The 20,444-nt window shown below is 64.7% G+C and carries 26 protein-coding genes; 8 read left to right on the plus strand and 18 right to left on the minus strand.

All coding sequences use genetic code 11. The features are described 5' to 3' along the window. Nucleotides 1-478: 478 nt before the first annotated feature. From P2T57_RS15535 to P2T57_RS15545, 3 genes are all read right to left on the minus strand, one after another. Nucleotides 479-1,057 (minus strand): hypothetical protein, encoded by a 579-nt coding sequence (locus P2T57_RS15535; RefSeq protein ID WP_276300124.1) that lies wholly within the window; start codon nucleotides 1,055-1,057, stop codon nucleotides 479-481. Between the two features lies 1 nt (nucleotide 1,058). Beyond that, on the minus strand, nucleotides 1,059-1,736 hold the full coding sequence (locus tag P2T57_RS15540; protein ID WP_276300125.1) for a hypothetical protein: 678 nt from the start codon (nucleotides 1,734-1,736) through the stop codon (nucleotides 1,059-1,061). A 293-nt stretch (nucleotides 1,737-2,029) separates the two neighbouring features. Further along, nucleotides 2,030-2,317: a YbhB/YbcL family Raf kinase inhibitor-like protein gene (locus P2T57_RS15545; protein ID WP_276302121.1), complete on the minus strand. Its 288-nt coding sequence runs from the start codon at nucleotides 2,315-2,317 to the stop codon at nucleotides 2,030-2,032. 226 nt (nucleotides 2,318-2,543) lie between these two features. Between P2T57_RS15545 and P2T57_RS15550 the strand changes: the two genes are divergently transcribed. Beyond that, nucleotides 2,544-3,356, plus strand: a complete 813-nt coding sequence (locus P2T57_RS15550) for a lipoate--protein ligase family protein (protein ID WP_276300126.1) — start codon at nucleotides 2,544-2,546, stop codon at nucleotides 3,354-3,356. On the opposite strand, the gene P2T57_RS15555 is transcribed toward P2T57_RS15550, so the two are convergent. Together P2T57_RS15555 and P2T57_RS15560 are read right to left on the minus strand one after the other, a co-directional pair. Continuing rightward, the gene (locus P2T57_RS15555) at nucleotides 3,357-3,890 is read right to left on the minus strand and encodes a redoxin domain-containing protein (protein ID WP_276300127.1); all 534 of its coding nucleotides are present in this window, start codon (nucleotides 3,888-3,890) and stop codon (nucleotides 3,357-3,359) included. Between the two features lie 49 nt (nucleotides 3,891-3,939). Continuing rightward, a complete protein-coding gene (locus P2T57_RS15560) occupies nucleotides 3,940-4,248 on the minus strand; it encodes a hypothetical protein (protein ID WP_276300128.1) in 309 nt (102 codons plus the stop codon). A gap of 125 nt (nucleotides 4,249-4,373) precedes the next feature. Here P2T57_RS15560 and P2T57_RS15565 point away from each other — a divergent pair, with 125 nt between their 5' ends. Beyond that, complete coding sequence (locus P2T57_RS15565) at nucleotides 4,374-5,204, plus strand: deoxyribonuclease IV (RefSeq protein WP_276300129.1); 831 nt, start codon at nucleotides 4,374-4,376, stop codon at nucleotides 5,202-5,204. A gap of 25 nt (nucleotides 5,205-5,229) precedes the next feature. On the opposite strand, the gene P2T57_RS15570 is transcribed toward P2T57_RS15565, so the two are convergent. Further along, on the minus strand, nucleotides 5,230-5,676 hold the full coding sequence (locus tag P2T57_RS15570; RefSeq protein WP_276300130.1) for a hypothetical protein: 447 nt from the start codon (nucleotides 5,674-5,676) through the stop codon (nucleotides 5,230-5,232). Nucleotides 5,677-6,136: 460 nt separating this feature from the next. On the opposite strand from P2T57_RS15570, the gene P2T57_RS15575 reads away from it, so the two are divergent. The 3 genes from P2T57_RS15575 to P2T57_RS15585 all read left to right on the plus strand — a co-directional run bounded on the left by P2T57_RS15575 (nucleotide 6,137) and on the right by P2T57_RS15585 (nucleotide 9,052). Next, nucleotides 6,137-6,937, plus strand: a complete 801-nt coding sequence (locus P2T57_RS15575) for a class I SAM-dependent methyltransferase (protein ID WP_276300131.1) — start codon at nucleotides 6,137-6,139, stop codon at nucleotides 6,935-6,937. Nucleotides 6,938-6,988: 51 nt separating this feature from the next. Next, nucleotides 6,989-7,852, plus strand: a complete 864-nt coding sequence (locus P2T57_RS15580; protein WP_276300132.1) for a universal stress protein — start codon at nucleotides 6,989-6,991, stop codon at nucleotides 7,850-7,852. A gap of 108 nt (nucleotides 7,853-7,960) precedes the next feature. Next, nucleotides 7,961-9,052 carry an aminopeptidase gene (locus P2T57_RS15585; RefSeq protein WP_276300133.1) on the plus strand — a complete coding sequence of 364 codons (1,092 nt, stop codon included), beginning with the start codon at nucleotides 7,961-7,963 and terminating at the stop codon, nucleotides 9,050-9,052. A gap of 285 nt (nucleotides 9,053-9,337) precedes the next feature. Here P2T57_RS15585 and P2T57_RS15590 read toward each other — a convergent pair whose 3' ends face one another. The 7 genes from P2T57_RS15590 to P2T57_RS15620 form a co-directional block, all read right to left on the minus strand. After that, nucleotides 9,338-9,985, minus strand: coding sequence for a DUF7095 family protein (locus P2T57_RS15590; protein WP_276300135.1), 648 nt, complete (start codon nucleotides 9,983-9,985; stop codon nucleotides 9,338-9,340). Nucleotides 9,986-10,085: 100 nt separating this feature from the next. Further along, nucleotides 10,086-10,481, minus strand: coding sequence for a helix-turn-helix domain-containing protein (locus P2T57_RS15595; RefSeq protein ID WP_276300137.1), 396 nt, complete (start codon nucleotides 10,479-10,481; stop codon nucleotides 10,086-10,088). Nucleotides 10,482-10,576: 95 nt separating this feature from the next. Then, nucleotides 10,577-11,545 (minus strand): sulfite exporter TauE/SafE family protein, encoded by a 969-nt coding sequence (locus tag P2T57_RS15600; RefSeq protein ID WP_276300138.1) that lies wholly within the window; start codon nucleotides 11,543-11,545, stop codon nucleotides 10,577-10,579. A gap of 2 nt (nucleotides 11,546-11,547) precedes the next feature. Beyond that, nucleotides 11,548-11,697, minus strand: a complete 150-nt coding sequence (locus P2T57_RS15605) for a DUF7512 family protein (protein ID WP_276300139.1) — start codon at nucleotides 11,695-11,697, stop codon at nucleotides 11,548-11,550. Between the two features lie 133 nt (nucleotides 11,698-11,830). Then, nucleotides 11,831-12,307: a YeeE/YedE family protein gene (locus P2T57_RS15610; protein ID WP_276300140.1), complete on the minus strand. Its 477-nt coding sequence runs from the start codon at nucleotides 12,305-12,307 to the stop codon at nucleotides 11,831-11,833. Continuing rightward, a complete protein-coding gene (locus tag P2T57_RS15615) occupies nucleotides 12,304-12,789 on the minus strand; it encodes a YeeE/YedE family protein (RefSeq protein ID WP_276300141.1) in 486 nt (161 codons plus the stop codon). Before P2T57_RS15615 ends, P2T57_RS15610 begins: the two co-directional genes overlap by 4 nt. A 24-nt stretch (nucleotides 12,790-12,813) precedes the next feature. Further along, nucleotides 12,814-14,004 (minus strand): MBL fold metallo-hydrolase, encoded by a 1,191-nt coding sequence (locus tag P2T57_RS15620; protein WP_276300142.1) that lies wholly within the window; start codon nucleotides 14,002-14,004, stop codon nucleotides 12,814-12,816. 276 nt (nucleotides 14,005-14,280) lie between these two features. Between P2T57_RS15620 and P2T57_RS15625 the strand changes: the two genes are divergently transcribed. From P2T57_RS15625 to P2T57_RS15635, 3 genes are all read left to right on the plus strand, one after another. Beyond that, on the plus strand, nucleotides 14,281-14,538 hold the full coding sequence (locus P2T57_RS15625; protein WP_276300143.1) for a sulfurtransferase TusA family protein: 258 nt from the start codon (nucleotides 14,281-14,283) through the stop codon (nucleotides 14,536-14,538). 1 nt (nucleotide 14,539) lies between these two features. Then, entirely contained in the window at nucleotides 14,540-15,148 is a 609-nt protein-coding gene (locus P2T57_RS15630; RefSeq protein ID WP_276300144.1) for a DsrE/DsrF/DrsH-like family protein, read from the plus strand. A gap of 72 nt (nucleotides 15,149-15,220) precedes the next feature. Further along, nucleotides 15,221-15,430 carry a hypothetical protein gene (locus tag P2T57_RS15635; RefSeq protein ID WP_276300145.1) on the plus strand — a complete coding sequence of 70 codons (210 nt, stop codon included), beginning with the start codon at nucleotides 15,221-15,223 and terminating at the stop codon, nucleotides 15,428-15,430. A 164-nt stretch (nucleotides 15,431-15,594) separates the two neighbouring features. Here P2T57_RS15635 and P2T57_RS15640 read toward each other — a convergent pair whose 3' ends face one another. The 5 genes from P2T57_RS15640 to P2T57_RS15660 form a co-directional block, all read right to left on the minus strand. Then, nucleotides 15,595-16,512, minus strand: coding sequence for a class I SAM-dependent methyltransferase (locus tag P2T57_RS15640; protein ID WP_276300146.1), 918 nt, complete (start codon nucleotides 16,510-16,512; stop codon nucleotides 15,595-15,597). Next, on the minus strand, nucleotides 16,509-17,597 hold the full coding sequence (locus tag P2T57_RS15645; RefSeq protein WP_276300147.1) for a glycosyltransferase family 4 protein: 1,089 nt from the start codon (nucleotides 17,595-17,597) through the stop codon (nucleotides 16,509-16,511). The genes P2T57_RS15640 and P2T57_RS15645 overlap by 4 nt, the downstream gene beginning before the upstream one ends. A 3-nt stretch (nucleotides 17,598-17,600) precedes the next feature. After that, entirely contained in the window at nucleotides 17,601-17,978 is a 378-nt protein-coding gene (locus P2T57_RS15650) for a 6-pyruvoyl trahydropterin synthase family protein (RefSeq protein ID WP_276300148.1), read from the minus strand. A gap of 403 nt (nucleotides 17,979-18,381) precedes the next feature. Then, the gene (locus P2T57_RS15655; protein ID WP_276300149.1) at nucleotides 18,382-19,434 is read right to left on the minus strand and encodes a zinc-dependent alcohol dehydrogenase; all 1,053 of its coding nucleotides are present in this window, start codon (nucleotides 19,432-19,434) and stop codon (nucleotides 18,382-18,384) included. A 233-nt stretch (nucleotides 19,435-19,667) separates the two neighbouring features. Continuing rightward, a complete protein-coding gene (locus tag P2T57_RS15660) occupies nucleotides 19,668-20,267 on the minus strand; it encodes a hypothetical protein (RefSeq protein ID WP_276300150.1) in 600 nt (199 codons plus the stop codon). Between the last annotated feature and the right edge of the window lie 177 nt (nucleotides 20,268-20,444).

The following is a 20,444-nucleotide window of genomic DNA, read 5'->3' on the forward strand; positions in this document are numbered from 1 at the left end:
GTTGCGATAGGAAATATCGCCTCCCGCGCCAATTGGCCTTTCAGAAAGCACAGTCGAAAACTGCGGCGTGAGCCACGGCCCGTCGGGCCGAAGGTCCGACAGATGGCGAACCGCGCGAGGCCAGCCGAAACCGGAATCGTGGTTTCGACTGCGCATCTGACTACCGCTCTCTGAACCGTCGAAACTGTTTTGTATCGCTTCTCACGACCTGCGAGAAACTGCACGTTGTGAGCGACGGCCGCGTGTAAGTCGGTGCAAACGGTCGAGGCTTCCCGTCGGAGACGGATTCGCCCCGGAATCCAGAGTCTCGTCGGCCAGTCGAAGGGCACGACAAGAACTGTGTCTGTTTCTACAATATACGGTTGTCTTTGAGACTTGTACCTATATGCCTAAGCAAATTCTAATTATTCCCGAACTATCGGCCAAGTGAGTACGCTTCACGACAAAAAAGGACTGCCCGTCGCGGACTGCTTGATGGCTACTGGTTCTGCATCCAGTGCTTGACCGAAAACGGGACGTTGGCGCAGTCCATCGCACAGTTGCTCTCGGAGTCTTTCAGCGATAGCCCCGAGTAGTCCACCACGGTCAGCACGGCCCAGTAGTGGTTCGGCGATTCGAGCGGGTTCTCTGGACCCAACCCCTCGACGCTGATTCGCTCGCGCTCTAACGCATAGCCCGCCGAATCGCTCTTAATCGTCCCGCCGAACGCCCGCGAACTGCCCTCCTCGAACGTCCCCGGAACGACCGTGTTGTCGTCGCGGTCCACGATGGTAATCTGGTAGCCCAACGGGACGCTCCGCTCGATGCCGAGTTTGAGACTGAACACCAAGTCGCCGGTGTACTCGCCACCGAATCCGTCGGTGAACTCGCGGATGGTGTCGTCCTCTACGTCCTCGCCGGGCGGCGTGAGAGCCGCGAAGCTAATCATGCCGTCCTGTGCCGCGACTGTCTCCGCCATCGCACTCGTGCCCGTGACGGCGAGCGCGCCGAGGCCGAGACCCTTGATGAGGTCCCGGCGCTCGATACCGCCTTGGTCGTCTGGGCGTTCGCTGGGCATTTTACGGGACGGTGAAGCCGTGTGCGACCGTGGCTATAGATCTCTCGTTTGGATCCGTCGAAGGGTCATCGCAGACTCTGAAGTCGTAGGTTCCTCTCATCGGGTGGCCCTCCGTCTCCACCATCTCTGCTCCCTGAAGGCCGGAGAAATTAATGCATGAGAGGAAAAGGACGTAGTTACCTGGGGTCAGGTCCTCGACGCTGAAGTTCTGGCGGATTTCCATCATTCCGTCGGTGTCTGCTTTCACTTCCTCGATTGACCCTTTTACCGTCCCTTCTTCGAAGACCTCTTTGGTAACTCGCATGCGGTCTTCTCCTTTCGACAGGACGGCCCACGACTTTCCGATCACCGTCTCGACATCCGGAGTTCCCATGTTAGTCTTCAGAACTATGTCGTAGGTGCTGTCCGTCTGAGTAGGGTCCAATTCTGGAGGGGTCCCGTTGATTTCGTCGTCCTCCAAGTCTTCGTCCGGGGGCGTGAACCCGGCATTCACAGCACCTTGTGCCGCCACTCCACCACTCATCGCACCAACGCCCGCGAGGCCCATCGCGCCGAAGCCGAGACCTTTCAGGATGTCTCGCCGCTCTATTCCACTATCGCCGGTATCTGGTGTCTTTTCTCCCATGGCACCATCTATCTCGGTCGCCGGACAGGATATTATAAAGCCCCAATCGTTCACGGCTAAAATAAACGATTTGCCGAGGGTAAGGCCTCATACTACGCTTCGGAGCGTTCGAAACCTGTCGGCTCGACGCCAGAGAGCCTATTTTTCTCAGTCTACCCAAGACCGCACAGACATATCGACTAATGAAGGAGTTTCTTCGAGACGTATGAATCCAACGGCCAGTTGATGCCGAGTTCCTAAACCCGCGGGAACGATTTGCGTCGGCCTAACGCGGATAATCGCTCTGCGCTGTCGATGAACGGAATCCAAAGAGGACCGGCTTTCTTGCGCCCGGAGAGCGGTATCGGCTACGACCGTGCGAACGTCCCGGTGAACTGGTCGGAGTCGCGGGTCTTGGCGTCGAGTTCGTCTTCTACGTCGGGCCGAGGAGCGCCCCCGTCTGCGTCTAACGCCGCGTCCAGCACGTGGAGCGTGAAGCGGTACTCGTGGGGGTCGTCGCCCGCCAGCGGGCAGGGGCCGCGATAACCGACCTCGTCGAAGTCGTTCTCGCCCTGCTTCGCGCCGTCGAGTTCCGAGGACTCCTCGGCCGGGTCGATGGCCTCCGGAATTTGGGCCGTGTCGGCCCCTGAAAACAGTGGGACCGTTACTGGGTCTCCTCGGGGTCCTCGGAGGCAGAACCGCCGAACAGTCCGGCACACACCGCCGCCCACGTCCGGGTTCGCTTGGTACGCTTACCGCCGAGTCGGTTCAGGTCCATATCTAGTTTAGGCCTCCCTAAACCACTTAACTGTTTACCTTCCCAACCGAGGAGACCCGGCGGCCTTCGCAATCCACTTTGCCACCTCGCTCGAAGCACTCGACATGACCCTATCCGACCGCGAGTGGCGGCTAGTTCGGGAGGAGTCCCGGCGCGGCCCGCTCAACATGGCGCTGGACGAAATCGCCGCGGAGACGGCCGCCGAGGACGGTCTGCGGACGGTTCGAGTGTATCAGTGGGACCCGAGTACCCTCTCGCTGGGCTACCGGCAGGCCCCCGAGAGCGTGGCGTGGGACTACTGCGACCGCGAGGAGATTACGGTCACGCGCCGACCAACCGGCGGCGGCGGCATCTACCACGACCGGTACGCCGACATCTCCTACTCCATCATCGCGCCCGCCGACGAACTGCCGGGCGACCTGATGGAGACCTACGAACTCCTCTGTGAACCGGTCTTCGACGCCTTCGAGCGACTCGGAATCGACGCTCGGTTTACCGCCGACGAGATGCCGGCTATCCACCAACCGGCCTGCTACCTCCGGGAACTCCACCCGGCCCACGACATCGTGGCGGGCGAGGGCCGGAAGATTTCGGGCAACGCCCAGTACCGCCAGAAGGACGCCGTGATTCAGCACGGGTCGCTCAAGTTCGACCTCGACGCCGAGCGCCACCTCTCGGTGTTCTCGGACCCCGAGACTACCCCTGACGAGTTCCGAGAGCGCGTGACGACGATGAACGAGCAAGTGGGCGTGAGCAGGACAGAAGCAGTCGAAGCGGTCGAGGAGGCCCTCCGGGAGTGGGCCGACGCCGACGAGGGCGGGTGGACCGACGACGAACTCGCCCGAGCAGAGGACCGCGCCACGGAGAAGTTCGAGAGCGGCGCGTGGGTCCGGGACCGCGAGGACCCGACAGCGTAGTCAGAGTCCGAACGTCTCCGGGCCGTCACCGCCGAACTCCTCGACGATGGCGTCGTGGATGTCGGAAATCGGCGGCTGGTCGCGGGTCGGGTCGAGGGGATGCTCGCTGATCCACTTGTACCGGACGACGCCGTCCTCGCCGAGGAGGAAGCACGACCGGCGCGCTCTCGGGACGAGTTTGAACGCTCGGTAGTCCACGTCGAAGGCCTCGGCGAGGGCCAAGTCGGTGTCGGCGTAGAGGGGGAACTGGAGACCGAGGTGGTCGATGAACTTCCGGTGGGTGAACGCTCGGGACTTGCTGACGCCGACGACCTGCACGCTGTCGTCGCTGGTGAACCAGTCGTAGTCCCGGAAGGAACACCACTCTTTGATGCAGTCTGGACTGAAGTCGTTGGTGTAGAACGTCAATAGGACCGGTCCGTCGTCGAGGAGGTCCGAGAGTCGGGTCTCGGCCGCGCTGGCGTCGGGATACACCAGCGTCTCGGCCACGTCGCCGACGTGTTCGCCGACCGCCACACCGGGAGCATCGCTCATGACCGGTTCTGTCGCGCTGGCGACTTAAATCTCGGCGTCTCGGGGCCGACTACCCCCGAGCGTGGTAGTAGCTCTGCTCGCCGTTCCCGGTATCCAAGATTCGGCGGTCCAGCGCACCGTGGTCCACGAGGCGGTCCAAGATTGCGCTCACGGTCGCTACGTCCAGCACCCACCCGACGTGTTCGTCCTCGAAGGGTTGCTCGACGTTGGATTCCGACCACCCGATGTCCATCACCGCCTCGGTGACCTCCCGGACGTTGTACGCCTGCTCGTCGTTGGCTTGCAGGAACTTCAGGACGCGCTCCTCGATGGAGTAGCGTTCGCCGCCCTCCTCGAAGGTTTCGAGGCTGATTGGCACACTTCTCGTAGGGTCCGAGTCCAAAAAAGTGTGTGGCTTGGTAGTACGAACCACGATTCCCGTCGTCTCGGTAACACAGCGGGGGTTCCGAAGCGCCTTTCACCCCTCCATCCCTCCCCGAATACATGAAAGTTGGTGCGCACGAATCCATCGCTGGCGGCGTCTACAACGCCGTAGACGACCAAATCGAGGACGGCGGCAACTGCGGGCAAATCTTCACTCACTCCCCGCAGGTCTGGCAGGACCCCAACATCGGCGACGACGAGGCCGAACAGTTCCGGACCCTCTCGGCCGAGAACGACGTGGGACCGTGGGTCATCCACTCGTCGTATCTGGTGAACCTCTGCACGCCGAAGGACGACCTGCGGGCGAAGTCCATCGACAGCATGCAGAAGGAGGTCGATGCCGCGGACAAACTCGACGTGCCTTACGTCAACGTCCACCTCGGCGCGCACACCGGGGCCGGGGTTGACGGCGGCCTCGACAACGCCGCCAGCGCGCTGGACGAGTTGGACATCCCCGAGGGCGTGACGGTCCTCATCGAGAGCGACGCCGGGTCGGGCACCAAGTTGGGCGGCGACTTCGAGCATCTGGCCGAAGTCCTCTCGCGCTCCGAGCAGGACCTCGACGTGTGCATCGACACCGCCCACGCCTTCGCGGCGGGGTACGACCTCTCCACCGAGGAGGCCGTCCACGACACCATCGCCGAGTTCGACGAGGTGGTTGGTCTCGAACACCTCCAGTGCGTCCACCTCAACGATTCGAAGCACGAGTGTGGCACGAACAAGGACGAACACGCCCACATCGGCGAGGGCCTCATCGGCGAGGAGGGAATGCGGGCGCTCGTCAACCACCCGGACCTCGAAGACGTGCCCCTCGTCCTCGAAACGCCCCACGAGGACGGCAAGGGCTTCGCGTGGAATATCGAGCGCGTTCGGGAACTGCGAGAGAACTGACCGACAGGAGTTGGGGGAGCGCGGTTCAGGAACCGATACCGAACTGTTCTCTCCGCTCGGCGAACGACGCCGGGTAGACGAGTCGATATGCGCCGAGAAGCGCCCCGATACCGACGAGGACGACGACGGCTCCGGCCCACGACGCGTCTGACAGAAACGGGCCGAGGACCGAATCGAGGGCACCGATGGCCAACACCGGGACGAAGAAGAACGCCCAGAACGAGACCGCGAACGCGAAGAGATGCCGCAGGGACCGGTCCTCGACCACGAACCACGAAGCTACCAGTACCGACACGAAGAGAGCGAGGTCGCTCACCGGTCCCGCCGCTGACTCCGACGGAACCGGGTAGTATCCGCCGAGCGTCCGGCCCGCAACGACGAGAAGCAAGGCTCCCAACGCGACGACCAAGTAGAGTCCCATCACCGCCGCGACGAACCGGCCCATCGTCTCGAGTGCGCTCCGGACACCCATATCAGACGGGCAACGTGTTCGGTCTTGAATGCTGTGGGGCGACGGGGACGAGAGTGGGTGGTGTGCCCGACAGGCGCAACGTGATTTCGCCTTCGAAAGTCCCCGTCCGGTCGTTCAGCGGCATATCCGTCGGACGTAGTTGCGCCGGAGGAGTCCGCGAAGATTACCGAACCCGACGGCCCCTTTCTCCACCCACTGTTGTCCGTGTCGTGGGGTTTTTGCTCGTGGACCCTTTCACCGAGCGCGGACCTCGAACCTCCCCAACCTCCTGCGCTTCTCGGTCGCTTCGCTCCCTGCGATGCTCGTCCCTCGCGCGTTTCTCGCGCGCCGGACCAGAATGAAGACGAGATGAATAAATATATGTTAAGAAATCGTATTTAATTTTCTAGGACAATTATTCATTTCTTTGAGACCGCCCTGCTTATCACCGCCCGCGCCCAACTCCGAGACAGATTCAGCCGTGCGACAGTTCTCCGCCGACTACCTCCGAGACACGCGCCGCGGGATGTGGGACGACCGGTCGGCGCTGGCCGACCTCGAACTCGACTCGCGCGAGCGGGTCCTCGACGTGGGATGCGGCACGGGCGAACTCTCCCGCGTGCTGGCCGAGGAGGCCCCCGGCGAGGTGGTCGGCGTGGACGCCGACCCCGACCTCCTCCGGGTCGCCCGCGACGAGGCCGGCGTCTCGACCGTCGCTGGTGACGCGCTCCGCCTGCCCTTCCCGGACGACACGTTCGACCTCGTGGTCTGTCAGGCCCTCCTCATCAACCTCCCCAATCCCGCTGAGGCGGTCCGGGAGTTCCGGCGGGTCTCCTCGGACCTCGTGTCTGCGGTCGAACCCGACAACGGTGCGGTGTCGGTCGAGTCCACCGTCGAATCCGAGGGCGTCCTCGCACAGCGAGCGCGTCGGGCCTACCTCGACGGCGTGGAGACCGACGTGACCCTCGGCGGGGAGGGCACCCGCGAAGCCTTCGCCACAGCGGGCCTGTCAGACCTCTCCACTCGACGCCACTACCACACCAGAACCGTCGAACCGCCCTACGCCGAGCGAGACCTGCGGTCCGCGCGCCGGAAGGCCAGCGGCGAGGGACTGGCCGACGACCGCGCCACCCTGCTGGCGGGCGGCCTCTCGGCGACCGAGTACGACGACCTCCGGACCGACTGGCGCGAGATGGGCCGGTCGGTGGTCGAGCAGATGAGCGCCGGCGAGTACCGCAGAGCCGAGGTCGTTCCCTTCTACGTGACGGTCGGGTCGGTCTGACGCGCCCGACTCGTCGGTACTCTCTTTACCGCGCCTGTCACACGTTCTATCATGTTCGCCGACATCCTCCTTCCAGTAGACGACAGCGAAGGGGCCGACGACGCAATCGGCCACGCCGCCGACCTCGCCGACCACTTCGACGCCACCGTCCACGTCGTGTTCGTCGCCAGCACGAACCGCGACAGCGTGACCGTCGTGGGGTCCGACGTGGTGGACGCGCTCGAACAGGAGGGCGAGGACATCGTAGAACCGGTCGCAGACGACCTCCGGGACCGAGGAGTCGCCTGCGAGTCCGAGGTCGTACAGGGCGACCCCGCGATGACCATCGTGGACTACGCCGACTCGCGGGGGATGGACCTCGTGGTGATGCCGACTCGCGGTCGGTCCGGCCTCTCGCGGTACTTGTTGGGGAGCGTCACCGAGAAGGTCGTGCGCCACTCCGAGGTCCCGGTCCTCACGATTCGAACCCACGACGAGGCCCGGACGCCCTTCCCCTACGAGAACGTCCTGATTCCGACCGATGGGAGCAAGGCCGCCGGAGGTGCCGTAGACCGCGCGGTCGAGTTGACGGCCGCCTTCGACGCGACCCTCCATGCCGTCTCGGTGGTGGACGACCGGTCGCTCGGCATCGACGTTCGCTCGGGGTCGGCCAGCGAGGAGCTACGGGGCGTCGCCGAGGAGGCCGTCGCCGACGTTGCGGACCGAGCAGACGAGGCCGGTGTCGAGCGCGTTGAGAAGCACGTCCTCACCGGGCGGGCTTCGAACAAACTCCTTGACTACGTTGCCGACGAGGACATCGACGTGGTGGCGATGGGAACCACCGGCCGGGGCGCGGCCGACCGAGTTCTGCTCGGGAGCGTGACCGAGCGAATCGTTCGCTCCTCGCCGGTGCCGGTACTGACCGTGCGCCGGTAGGTAGACGGTGGGCCGGTCGGAGAGTCTGTGAGCGCGGTCTGAAACCGACTGCCCTTCGACTGGGGACAAGTCGAAAAGAACTATCGGCGCGGTCGCTTTGTGGCTGATATGGACCCGCGAATCCGCCAGCACGCAGAGATTCTCGTCAACCACTGCACAAGCGTCGAATCCGACGACAACGTCCTCGTCAAGGCGGACCCCGCCGGCGAGGACCTCGTGGTCGCGCTCGCCGAGAAAATCGGCGAAATCGGCGCGAACATCGCTATCTCGATGGGAAGCCAGCGCGCCGACCGGGCGTATCTCCGCGCCGCCGACCCCGAAAATCTCGACACGCCCGAACACTCGCTGGCCGAGATGGAGGAGACCGACGTGAAAATCGTCGTGAAGGGGTCGGCCAACACCCTCGAAAAGAGCGACGTGCCCTCCGAGACGATGACCGCTCACCGGGAGGTCAACCGCCCCATCATGGCCGAGCAGATGGGCAAGCGGTGGGTCGGCACGCAGTTCCCCGCGACCGGCGAGGCCCAGCAGGCCGAGATGAGTACCGCCGAGTACGAGGAGTTCGTCTACGATGCGGTCAACAAGGACTGGGACGCCCAGCGCGAGTTCCAGTCCCAGATGGTCGAGATTCTGGACCCCGCCGACGAGGTTCGCATCGTCTCGGGCGATACCACCGACCTCACGATGAGCGTCGAGGGGATGCAGACCATCAACGACTACGGCGAGAAGAACCTCCCCGGCGGCGAAGTCTTCACCGCGCCAGTCGCCGATTCGGTCGAGGGCGAAGTGCTGTTCGACAAGCCCTTGGTCCGCTACGGCCGGGAAATCGAGGACGCCTACCTCCGCTTCGAGGAGGGCGAGGTGGTCGAACACAGCGCCGCCAAAAACGAGGAGATGCTGACCGAAGTCCTGAACGCCGACGAGGGTGCCCGTCGCATCGGCGAACTCGGCATCGGGATGAACCGCGACATCGACCAGTTCACCTACAACATGCTGTTCGACGAGAAGATGGGCGACACGGTTCACCTCGCGGTCGGCAAGGCCTACGACGAGTGCCTGCCCGAGGACGAATCGGGCAACGAGAGCGCGGTCCACGTGGACATGATTGTTGACATGGCCGAGGACTCGTACATCGAGGTGGACGGCGAAGTGGTCCAGCGAAACGGTACATTCCGGTTCGAGGACGGTTTCGAGGGCTAAGGCGGTCTTTTTAATTCGACGTTTTTGCGAGGAAGGGGTCCGAAGTGAGCGGAGCGAATGGGGAAACAAATACATTTCTTTAGCAATTGCGTAGGAGCCTGAAATAGTCTAGAATATTGTTCAGCTCTCAAAAGCTGGCTCTGCGAGGGTTTACATACCAGCACGGGACCAACCCCGGCCGTGACCTGAGAATCGCCGCGCGGGGCGTCGAGGAGGGAGCGCCGTGTGCCCCCGCGCGGAGCGAGACACGGCCTGTTCGCTATCGCCGACGCCGACCAGTCGCGGCTACACCACGTCGCCGCGGACCGTCGTTCCCTCTTGGCGCTTCCGGTAGGATTCGACCGCCTCGGCGGCTTCTTGTGTCTTCTCCTCGTCCATGCCGAGCATCTCCAGCGCCGCGGGGAGCGTCGGGAAGGCGAGTTCGCTCTCGCGTAGCTTGCGGAGCGCCTCGTCGCTCCGCTGGCCTTCCGCCCAAAGGCAGACCCCGCGCGGGTCCAGAATCTGCTCGTAGTCGTCGCGCTGAATCGCTCCTCTGAGCCGCTGGGTCACGTTGTCCTCGAAACTGGAGTTGCAGACTTCGAGGTGGACCGGTTCGTCGTCGGGCAAGAGGTGGGCGGCCAGACACTTCTCCGGCGCGGCGTGGCCGCTGTCGTTCGCCCGGATGTACTCGGGGAACTGTTCGGCCCACTCGGCCCGAACGGTCTTGCCCACGCCCTCGACGCCGTGGGACTTGCGGAACTCCTCGTCGGCATCGCTGTCGTCGCCCCGGAGGAGAATGTCCTTGGTGACGTACACGTCCAGTCGCTCCACGGGGTCCAGCCCCAGCGCCACGTCGCCGTAGACCCACAACTCGCGGACCGGCACGGGCATGGTCTCGTCCTCGACAGCGGCGAGGACGTCCTCGACGCGCTCGATGGCCTCGTCTCGGTTCATTACCCGCCGATTGGAGTTCTGGCGGGTTAACCGTGGCGTGTTCGTCCACCGAGACGAGAGAGAAGAAACGAAAGTCGGTCGAACCCGGAATCGGGGTCGCTCAGTTCTCGGCGGCGACTGGCTGTTGGTCGTACTTGTCGCGGAACTCCTGAAGCAGTTGGCCCATCTTGGCGTACCAGTCGTTGAGCATTCTCTGCATGTCGTCGGCCACTTCGTCAGGGTCGGTCGGCCGGTAGACGTGGTAGTAGCCACCCTGCTCGTAGTTGACCTGCTCTTTCTGGACGAATCCGGCCTGCAGGAGTCGCTGGATGGCGCGGTAGGCAGTCGAGCGCTCGCGGTCCACCCGGTTGGCCACCTCGTCGATGGTCAGAGGTTCTTCGGTCTCGACCAGCGCCTGAAAGCACTCCCGGTCGAGTTCCTTCAGTCCGTGGATGCACTCTAACAGCCCCTCGCACTCCATGTCCTTCTGCAGGTATTCAGCCATCGAGTCTGTCATTTTCTTGGTGATGGATAGGGACTACGCCCCTAAAAGGGTTTGCATGATTCCTGCACAACTACCGCTAGCTGAGCGGGATTCGGCCACAGCGGGCGTCAGTCGCCCGCTGGGGCGACGCGTTGGTCGCGGCGGAGTTCTGAGACCGTCGTGTAGACGACGGCCCCCGCAACCAACAGCGCCGACCCGAAGATGAGCGCGATGCTCAGGGTGTTCAGCACCTCGATACCGTAGGTGCTACCGATTTCTTTCGCGGCGACGGCCACGCTCCCGCCGAGCAACATCGCGGCGAAGTAGCCCTTGATGTCGCCCTCGTCCACGATGTTCGTCGCGGCAGACCCGACGCGAGCGCCGAGGGTGCTTCCGGCCAGCAGGGCCGCCACGACTGCCAACGCGACGTTACCGGCCTGTGCGTACCGGAAGGCACCGAAGCCGCCCGAGATGGTGATTTGGAACACGTCGGTTCCGACTGCCACCGCCGCGGGCACGCCGAGACCGTACATCATCGCGGGCATCAGCAGGAACCCCCCGCCGACACCGAGGAATCCCGACAGCACGCCGACGAACAGCGCGATGGCGAGCGTCAGCCACAGCGACACCTCTCCGCCGCCCGTCAGCGAGATGTGGGGCGGCACGTCGAAATCCTGAATCGTCCGGGCGACCGGATGGAGGTCGTCGGTGTCCTCGGTACGCGCGTCTCGGAGGACGAACAGTCCGACCGCGCCGAGCATGAGGACGTAGGCGACGCTGACCACCGTGTCGGCGAATCCGAGTTCGCTCAGCGCGTCCACGAGGGTCTTACCGACCTCGATACCGGCGGTCATCCCGAGTATCATGATACCGCCGAGTTTGTAGTCCACCTGCCCGTGGTCGCGGTGCTTGAGCGCCGCGATGAACGAGGTCCCGAAGACGAACGCGAGACCGGTTCCGACTGCGGTCTGGGAGTCGTAGCCCATCACCAGCAACGCGGGCGTCACGAGGAAACTCCCGCCCATCCCGAAGAATCCGAACAGGATTCCGATGAGGAGGCCGAACCCGACGAAGACGGTGATGACCGTGGGGTCCATCGTTAGGTCCCCGCCACCGCCTCGGTCAACGCCGGGCCGGCGATTCGTTCGAGGACGGTGTAGACCACGTTCAGCGCGAGCGCCTCGCCGATGACGGCCGCCACGATAGCGACCGCCTGCGCGTTGCCCGAGAGGGTTTCGATTCCGAACATAGTTACACCGCGGTCCGTCCACGAGGTCGTTCGAGTGGTTGTGCTTGCGTCATAGTTATTATCCTAATTGGGTTTATCATACAATACCATTTCCGGCGGTTTCGGTTCGTGAGGTGTGGAATACATCGAGGAGTTAGTCGGCCTTCGCGGCCGTCGCGGCGTCGTTGTCGCTTCGGTACGTCCGCCAGAGGCCCTGCGCGTAGGCCCCGAGGAACATCCCGCCGATTGCGAGCAGGATGGGATAGTTCCCGATGCCGAGGCTGGCGTAGGCCGCGCCGGGACAGATGCCCGAAAGGCCCCACCCGACCCCGAAGATGACGCCGCCGGTGAGGACGTTCCGGTCGAACGACTTCAGTCGGCGGGCGTAGGCCCGGCCGGTCAGCGGCGCGCGGTCGAGGAGGTTCACTCCGATGGCGAACGCGGTGCCCGCGACCACCGACCCGGTGCCCAGCACGAACAGCAGGCCGAAGTCCTCGAACTGGAGGAAGTCCAGCACGACTTCGGGCCGGGCCATGTGACTCAGGCCGAGACCGAACCCGAATATCAGCCCACCCGCCACGATGAGGGGCATGAACAGGGGATGGCGGTCCCGTTCGACAGGTTCGCTCATGGCGACACCCCCAGCGCCTGCACGATTTGGGCGGTCACGATGGCGACGCCGAGGAAGGTGGCCACGTTGACCAGCGAAGTCGGTGCCACCGACCCGACGCCGCAGATGCCGTGGCCGGAGGTACACCCCTTCCCGATTCTGGTGCCGACGCCGACGAGGAAGCCCCCGCCGAGGAGTCGCCACCACGAGACGCGGGTCGTCCACCCGAAGTCACCGAAGGCGACGGCGTAGATTGCCGCCCCGGCGACGATGCTCAGCGTGAACGCGACCCGCCAGTCGCGGGAGGCGACGTACTTCGCGCGGTTGAACCGCGGTACGTTCGACACGTACGACAGCGTGGATTCGAGGAACGTGCTGGCCCCTGCCGGAATGGCGGTGCCGAGGTAGATGGCGGCGGTGCCCAGTCCGATGAGCGCCCCGCCGACCGCGTACCGCCAGATTCCGTTGGGAAACAGTTCCGCGAACGTCACGAGTGGTTCCATGATGGTGTCTCAGTTGGTGTGGCTTTAGTCGCTGGTCATCGCGTCGGAACTCGCCGCGCAGTTGTTCGGGCCGAGTTCCAACTCGAAGGCCTCTTCGTCGGTCTGTGCTTCCTGCCCGAGGTTGGTGGCGATGACCTCCTCGTAGTTGGCGGGACGCGGGGGCATGTCCGAGAGGACCAACTCCACGAACTCGTCTTCGTCCATGGTCAGCGCGTCCATCTTCTGCTTGAGGTTGCCGATGGTCTCGGTGTAGGTACCGTCGTCGCGGGTGTCGGCCGCGTCGCTGAAGTGCGCGCCGCCCACCACCACGTCGTCGCCGAGGGGGAGGATGCGCTCTTGCAAGGACTCGTAGAGTTGACGGGCCGCGTCGGGCGCGCCGTCGTCACCGCCTTCCAAGTCGGGCCGGGCGACGCTCTCGGCGAACAGGCCGTCACCCGTCAACAGGAGCGCGTCGTCCACGAGATACGAGGTCATCCCGGAGGTGTGGCCGGGCGTGAAAATCGCCTCGATTTCCACGTCGCCGACCGCGAAGGTGTCGCCGTCCTCGGCGTGGGTGACCGCCTCGTCGTAGGTGACGCCGCGGTCGATTGCGGCAGACGGGAGGACGCCCTCGATACCCTCGTCGGCCAGCGCCCGGACGCCGGACACGTGGTCGGCGTGGACGTGGGTGTCGATTGCGTATTTCAGGTCAGCGCCGAGCGCCCGAGCGTCCTGCTTGTAGGTGTCGGTGAACGCCCGGAGCGGGTCGATGACGGCGGCCTCGTCGCCCGAGACGACGAGGTAGCTCATACACCCGCTGGAGGGGCGCTGGTACTGCGCGACGGTAGCGTCGGTGTCGGCGTCGATTTCGGTGTACTCGAAGACGCGCGCCCAGCCCTGCATGCCGTCTTCGAGGTAGACGGCGTCGAGGCCGCGCTCGATTAACTCGCCGGCGACGTACTCGCTGGATTCGCCCTTCGCGCAGAGGGTTACGATTTGTTGGTCGTCGGGCAACTGCTCGAAGACCTCCTCGTCGGGGTCGCCCGCGAGGAAGTCGAAGTAGGGCACGTTCAGACTCTCGACGTTCTCGCCGTCGATGGCCCACTCCGCCACGTCGGCGGGGACGCGATTGTCGAGGAGGAACACGTCCTCGCCCGCGTCGATACTCTCTTTCAGCGTTTCGGGTGCGATGCCTTCGACCGCCACGTCGGGGGTCGGGAACTCTGGGTCACTCATTACGAGTTATCCTAATCGGACGCTCCCTCATAAGGGTTTGCATAGTATTGCGCAATACCAACAACACAGTCTCGTCGGGCGCTCGCCCCGTCTCGCGTCGAAATTCGGATTTAACGGGGTGTAAAATCCGATTACGGGGGAAAATACAGTTGATACGCGCGATACGCGTCCACTCACCGACCGACTGAATTGTTCGCTCTGCCCAAGAACCAACAACCTTTTATCCCGGCACCCGGTATTGCTCGGTACACACAAGACAGACCACTGGTGTTGAAAATGAGTGAAACATACGACGTTACCGAAAGTCTCGACGTGAAAGGACAGTCCTGCCCGATGCCCGTCGTCAAGTCCAAGCAAGCGACTGACGACCTCTCCGAAGGGGAGGTGCTGGAGGTCGTTGCGACCGACTCCGGCAGTATGAGCGACATCGAAGGGTGGGCGAACACGACCGACGGCGTGGAACTCCTCGACCAAGCAGAATCGGAGGAGGCCGGCGAGGCCGTCTTCAAGCACTACGTTCGCAAGACCGAATAAGATGAGTACGGACACCACCCAATCGTCCGACCCCGACCCAGACTCTGGGGACCCCGGCCGTGCGGACGCCGAGGACATCGCACAGTTGCAGGCCCGCATCGACGAGTTGGAGGACGAACTGTCGGCGGTCCGGTCCGAGGTCGGCGACGGCCAGAAGAAGATGACCATCATCGCCACGAAAGGGACCTTCGACATGGCGTACCCGCCGCTCATCCTCGCCAGCACCGCCGCGGCGTTTGGCTGGGACGTGGTGGTCTTCCACACGTTCTGGGGCCTCGACATCCTCCACGAGGACAAATCCAAGGACCTCAAGATGAGCGCAGTCGGCAACCCGAGCATGCCGATGCCCAACGCCATCGCCTCGCTTCCCTTCATGGACTCGATGGCGACCAAGATGATGGAGAAGAAGATAGACGAGCAGGGCACCGCGACAATCGAGGAACTCATCGAGATGTCGCTGGACACGGGCGTCGATTTGCAGGCCTGCCAGATGACGATGGAACTGATGGACTACGACGAAGACGAGATGTACGACGACGTGACGACCGGCGTCGGCGCGGCCACCGCGCTCGAACACATGGCCGACGCGGACATCCAACTGCTCATCTGAGTCGCCCGGACTAGCAACCGAATTATTGCTTTTCAAAACGATGCCAATGCTTAGACCATTGTATAGTCACTTTTGGAGTTTCGTCCTATCTCCGCAGTCACAATCGAGAGTGCGACCGAGGGCGGTGAGGGCTACCACCATGGCGAGGAAGTGACTCCTCGGCGATTGGCCGACGAGGAGTCGGTCGAGATGCCAGAAGCGACCGGAGAGACGACCGAACCCCTGTTCGGCCTAACCGCACCGAGACGCCTCCTCGCGGTTTTCGTCGGCGTTGTTCGCTGACCCCTACTTTCCACTCGAAAAACAGTCTTAAATCGAATAGCGATATAGGAAATCTCCTCGGTGGCGCTACTCGCTGTCTTCCGAAAGTCCGACCGAGAAGCGCCGTACCGTTCGATTTCCGCGTTCGCCGGCGTTCTGGTGTCTCACCGCGCCAGCGAGTCCATCTACCGCACCAACAGGTCCAACTGATGGGTGCAGTAGACTAGTTCTGCTGACTCGATTTGGTCGCGCCGCCGGTCGGTCCACCGGTCGAGTCGGTCCGAGTCGAGTCCCTCGTCCTCGACTGCACCCCCGACCATCTCCACGATGCAGTCGAGGAAGTAGGCCTCGTCGGCGGGATACCCGTCCTCGCGGGGCCGGACCACCCAATCGGACCCGCCGACAGCGAGGACCGCGCCCTCCTCGGGGGCCAGCGAGAGGAGGTGCCGACCCGCCCTGCTGTCGCCCCCGGCGTCGATGTGGTCGTGGAAGGCCGACACGACGCGCTCCTCGAACGCCGAATCCGGCCCCGAGTCGGCACCGCCGCCGCCGGACTCGAAAATCGTCCCGCCGTCGAACGTAATCGGGCAGTAAATCACCCCGCCGGGGGCGAGAACCCCCCGGAACGCCGCCAGCGCGTCGGCGGGGTCCACGAGGTCCACGAAGGCGTGAGCCACCACGAGGTCGAACTCGCGGCCGGTTTCCGCGAGGAAGTCGAAGGCGTCCCCGGTCCGAAACTCGACTTCGACCCGGCGTCGTCCTCGACCGACCAGAAATCGGTTACCCGCGTGCCGGTCGCCCGCGCGCCGGACCGCGTACCCGCGCGGGGCGGCCCACGCGGGCAGGCGCTCGCGGGCGGCCGAGACGTTCTCCTCTCTGAGGTCGAGGACGGTGTAGCGAACTCGGTCGGGAAGCCACGGCCGGGAGAGAAATCTGGTCAGGGTCGCGCCGATGCCCGCGCCGACTTCGAGGACGCGCAGGTCGTCGCAGTCGGGGCGTCTGGCGCGCTCTCGGAGTTCGTCGGCGAGTCGGGCCTCGACGCGCTGGTTCAGTGCGCGGTCGTCCACGGTCCGCTTGGCCGAGAGGTAGCGCTGGAAGTTCACGCCGGGGCCTCCTCGGGGGCGGATTTTCGGGCGACCGATTCGAGGAACCGCCGGGCAGTTGCCATCGATTCGTCCCAACCGGGGTGGCGCTCGAACCGGCGTCTGGCGGCGAGGCCCGCTGTTTCGAGGCGATTGCGGTCTCTCAGGAGGGTTTCGACCGCTTCGGCGACCGCTTCGGGGCTTTCGGGTGGGACGAGGAAGCCGTCTTCGCCGTGGGTGACGAGTTCGGAGGCTCCTCCGGCGGCGGTGGCCAGCGCGGGCAGGCCGAAAGCCATCCCCTCCAAGTAGACGATGCCGTAGCCCTCGTAGGACGACGGGACGGCGAGGAGATGGCTCTCGGCGAGTCGGTCGGCGAGCGTGGCGTCCGGGAGTCGCCCCTCGAACCGGACTGACTTGGCGATGTCGAGATTCCGGGCCTGCCGGCGGACTTTCTCGGCGTAATCGGCGTCGGCCTCGCTCCCGATTACTGTGAGGTGCCAGTTTCCGGAGACCTGCACGAGGCCGTCGAGGAGGACGTGGAGGCCCTTGCGCGGGACCAGCGACCCGACGAAGACGATGCGGAAGGGGCTACGGTCGGCGCGGGCGGCGATTGCCTCCGGGGTGATTTCGGGATTGAAGCGGTCGCCCGCGGGTCGGGCGACGGTCGCTGGTCGGGGGCCGGCGAGGGCCTCGCTGGCTTGGCGGGTGGCCTCGCTGGCGTAGAGCGCGGCGTCGGTGGTCCGGAGGTACCGACGCTCTACGGCGCGGTAGACCGGTTTCCGCCACGCGGAGTGAGGTTCGCTGGCTCGGAGGTGGTGGACGACGGCGGCAATCGGGGCGTCGATGGTCGGGTTGCACCACAGCAGGGAGGGGTGGCAGAGTTCGTCCTCGACCAGCAGGTCGAAGCCCCGGAGTTTCCGGCGGCGTCGGCGGCGGACTCGCGGGTCGAAGTTCTCGGCCAGCGCGCGGTGGTAGTCCCGCCACGGGAGCGAGACCACGCTGACGCGGTGGCCGGCGCTCCGGAGTTCGGCGGCGAGTTTCCGGTCGTAGAGGAACCCGCCGGTCGTGGTCCCGATGTCGCCGTAGACGACGAGTCCGACGTGCATCCGCTACGCTTCCTGCCGGTAGGACGCCCACGCAACGTCGTCCTCCCGGAGTTTGACGGTGATGGTCTCGACCTCGGGGGCGTCGAGACTGTCGGCGAATCGCTCGCCGAAGACGCGCGCGAAGTGTTCGAGGCTCGGGTTGAGGTCCTCGAACTCGGGCAGGTCGTTCAGGGTCGCGTCCCGGTAGCGGGCCACCGTGGCGTCGATTCGCTCGTTCAGGGCGTCGATGTCGGCGAGGTAGCCGTAGTCGTTTAGCTCCTCGCCCGCGAGTCCGACCTTCGCGGTGAAGTGATGCGAGTGGAGGTCCCCCTCGGGACCGGGGTTAGGGACCGTCAGGAAGTGCTGTGCCACGAACGCGCGTTCGACCGTGACGGAGTACATTCCACGAGAGACACGACGGCGACGAGTATGAAAGTCGGGGTCGAACGGGCGATAGCGAGCGACCGATACCGTGTCGCCGATACCGACGACTGACGAGGAGACCACCCCAAACCCCCAAACTCGAACGTCGGCCATCTTCGCCGTGACAACCATCATAAGGGGCTTTGTATTTGTTTAACAATTACGAATACGTGTCTCGGACTTACTTAGGTTTCTTTAGGCCTCCGGCCCGCGGTCGCGGCGCGGGGCGGTGCGGTGACGCCTCGGCTTCGGCAACAGTAGCGTTGCCGTCGCGGTGCGTTGCTGTCGGCGGTACGGGCTGTTGCTGTCCGTTATTCGGTCCAGTCCTGCCACAGTTTTGGCGCTGTCGAGGTCAAGCAGTCGGGAGTCGAGTTCCGAGGAGTCAGTACTCGAAAATCACGCCCAGCGCCTCCGAGGGGTTCTCGTCCAGTAGCTCGTAGGCCCGGCCGGCCTCCGAAACGTCGAACTCGTGGGTCACGAACCGCTCGGGGCCGATGTCCCGGAGTTTCTCCCACGCCAGCGAGAGGCGTCGGTCCTTCGACCACCGGCCTCGAAGTTCGGGGTCGATGGTGCTGACCTGACTGCTCTCCAGACTCACCCGACTCCGGTGGAACCGCCCGCCGAGGTCCAACTCGGTCGGTTTGGTGCCGTACCACGACCCGACCACGACCCGGCCGTCGTACCCCGTCGCCGAGACGGCCGAGTCCAGCGCGTCGGGGCACCCCGTGAGTTCGTAGGTCAGGTCCGCACCCGCCGCTCGGTCGGCGTCGGGGTTGCGTGTTCCGTCGCCGCCGCCCAACCGCTCGCGGATTCGGTCGCCCGCGTCGCGGTCCTCGGCCGCCGGGTCGAGTGCAGTGTCAGCGCCCAGTTCCAGCGACCGCTCGCGCCGCGACAAGTAGTAATCCACCGTTACGAGGTCGCTTACCGGGCACTCGCCGAGGAGCGCGGTCGTGAGCAGGCCGACCACACCCTGTCCGAAGACGGCCACGCGCTCGCCGAGGCGGGGTGCGCCGTCTTGCAGGAAGTTGACCGCCGTCTCGACGTTCGGGAGGAAGGTGGCCTCCTCGGCCGAGCAGTCGTCGGGCACGACCAGCAGGTCCGAGACCGGCGCGCAGAAGTGGCTCTCGTGGGGGTTGAAGCCGAACACCTCCCGACCCTCCCACGACGTGTCTACTCCGGGACCGGCCTCCTCGACCCGACCGACCGCGGCGTAGCCGTACCGGAGCGGGAACTCGAAGGTGCCCGCCAGCGCGTCGATGGTCGCGTCGGCGGCCATTCCTGTCGGGACCTCGCCCCGGTAGACCAGCATCTCGGTGCCGGGACTGACCGCCGACCGCTCGGTCCGGACGAGAACTTCGTCCTCGCCGGGCGTCGGTAGTTCTCGCTCGCGCACCTCAACCTCGCCATTCCCCGTGAAGTAGAGTGACCGTGGCATGCTCCCCATTCCGACGGCGAACCGTCGCAGTTCGATACGGTTGGATGGCTTATCGTTCTTTGGCCGGTACTCGGTTTCGATGTGGCCGCAAACCGCAAATCAGACTCGGCAACACTCGAATCAGGCTCGATAGGAACCGAGACGGTAAACGCCTCTTGAAGCCCCTGCCCGGTCGCAGGTCACGCGACTGGGCGGCCTGCACTTTCCCACCGACTGTCGCCCTGCGAAATGGTTTACCTTCGGCCCGAATCTCCGCCGAGGACGCCCCGAACTGCGCCACAGACGCGCTCTAGCAGGGGCTTGGCCACCGGGTTCCGGCCGACGCCGAGGTAGGCGCGCTGTGGGGTGAACTCCCCCGAGCGCATCCGGAGGACGTGGGCCACCGCGCGGTGGTTCCCGTCGGCGACGAATCGCGGCACGCACCCCTCCCGCGTCGAGACCACCAGCGGTCCCGCAGGCATCTCGTCCACGAAATCCAGCACGGTCTGCACGTCCACGCCGGTCTCGGCCGACAATTCGTCCGGGTCCTCGCGGGCGATTCGGTCGGCCGCGGAACGAACCGTCCCGTCGGGCGAGAGTTCGCGCCACCGCAGATTCCGCGGTCCCTCGATTACCCGGAGGTCGGCGAACTCCTCGCGGGAGAGGGTCGTCTCGTACCACTCGACCGGAGCGTCCCGCCAGACGAACGCCGCCGCGCCGGGCTTGCGGTCTAAGAGTTCGTCGAGGGCCTCGCGCTCGGACAGCGAGTCGATGGGGAACCACGCTACCTCGGGATGGCTTCGCTCAACCCGGAGCCACTCGCGGAGGACCGTCACCTGAGACACGCGGCGCATTCGACTCTCCTACGGTCTGCAGTCACTCAATTCCGTCCCCGATTCGCGCCGTCACCGGATTCAAGCCGGTCGTATCTCTTCTGGCCGGGTCCGATTTCGGCGGTTCGACCGGCGACCCTCGATCCGGTGTCGAAAACGTGAAAGTAACTACGGATTTACGAGACGGCAGAGGGGTCC

Origin of the sequence: Halorussus lipolyticus, assembly GCF_029338375.1 — an archaeon.
In the GTDB taxonomy this organism is placed as follows: Archaea; Halobacteriota; Halobacteria; order Halobacteriales; family Haladaptataceae; genus Halorussus; species Halorussus lipolyticus.

Excerpts from the sequence above, each read along its gene's own strand:
- P2T57_RS15535 (WP_276300124.1), bottom strand. The coding sequence starts at position 1,057 with ATGCCCAGCGAACGCCCAGACGACCAAGGCGGTATCGAGCGCCGGGAC.
- P2T57_RS15550 (WP_276300126.1), top strand. The coding sequence starts at position 2,544 with ATGACCCTATCCGACCGCGAGTGGCGGCTAGTTCGGGAGGAGTCCCGG.
- P2T57_RS15555 (WP_276300127.1), bottom strand. The coding sequence starts at position 3,890 with ATGAGCGATGCTCCCGGTGTGGCGGTCGGCGAACACGTCGGCGACGTG.
- P2T57_RS15565 (WP_276300129.1), top strand. The coding sequence starts at position 4,374 with ATGAAAGTTGGTGCGCACGAATCCATCGCTGGCGGCGTCTACAACGCC.
- P2T57_RS15570 (WP_276300130.1), bottom strand. The coding sequence starts at position 5,676 with ATGGGTGTCCGGAGCGCACTCGAGACGATGGGCCGGTTCGTCGCGGCG.
- P2T57_RS15580 (WP_276300132.1), top strand. The coding sequence starts at position 6,989 with ATGTTCGCCGACATCCTCCTTCCAGTAGACGACAGCGAAGGGGCCGAC.
- P2T57_RS15585 (WP_276300133.1), top strand. The coding sequence starts at position 7,961 with ATGGACCCGCGAATCCGCCAGCACGCAGAGATTCTCGTCAACCACTGC.
- P2T57_RS15590 (WP_276300135.1), bottom strand. The coding sequence starts at position 9,985 with ATGAACCGAGACGAGGCCATCGAGCGCGTCGAGGACGTCCTCGCCGCT.
- P2T57_RS15595 (WP_276300137.1), bottom strand. The coding sequence starts at position 10,481 with ATGACAGACTCGATGGCTGAATACCTGCAGAAGGACATGGAGTGCGAG.
- P2T57_RS15600 (WP_276300138.1), bottom strand. The coding sequence starts at position 11,545 with ATGGACCCCACGGTCATCACCGTCTTCGTCGGGTTCGGCCTCCTCATC.
- P2T57_RS15605 (WP_276300139.1), bottom strand. The coding sequence starts at position 11,697 with ATGTTCGGAATCGAAACCCTCTCGGGCAACGCGCAGGCGGTCGCTATC.
- P2T57_RS15610 (WP_276300140.1), bottom strand. The coding sequence starts at position 12,307 with ATGAGCGAACCTGTCGAACGGGACCGCCATCCCCTGTTCATGCCCCTC.
- P2T57_RS15615 (WP_276300141.1), bottom strand. The coding sequence starts at position 12,789 with ATGGAACCACTCGTGACGTTCGCGGAACTGTTTCCCAACGGAATCTGG.
- P2T57_RS15620 (WP_276300142.1), bottom strand. The coding sequence starts at position 14,004 with ATGAGTGACCCAGAGTTCCCGACCCCCGACGTGGCGGTCGAAGGCATC.
- P2T57_RS15625 (WP_276300143.1), top strand. The coding sequence starts at position 14,281 with ATGAGTGAAACATACGACGTTACCGAAAGTCTCGACGTGAAAGGACAG.
- P2T57_RS15630 (WP_276300144.1), top strand. The coding sequence starts at position 14,540 with ATGAGTACGGACACCACCCAATCGTCCGACCCCGACCCAGACTCTGGG.
- P2T57_RS15645 (WP_276300147.1), bottom strand. The coding sequence starts at position 17,597 with ATGCACGTCGGACTCGTCGTCTACGGCGACATCGGGACCACGACCGGC.
- P2T57_RS15650 (WP_276300148.1), bottom strand. The coding sequence starts at position 17,978 with ATGTACTCCGTCACGGTCGAACGCGCGTTCGTGGCACAGCACTTCCTG.
- P2T57_RS15655 (WP_276300149.1), bottom strand. The coding sequence starts at position 19,434 with ATGCCACGGTCACTCTACTTCACGGGGAATGGCGAGGTTGAGGTGCGC.
- P2T57_RS15660 (WP_276300150.1), bottom strand. The coding sequence starts at position 20,267 with ATGCGCCGCGTGTCTCAGGTGACGGTCCTCCGCGAGTGGCTCCGGGTT.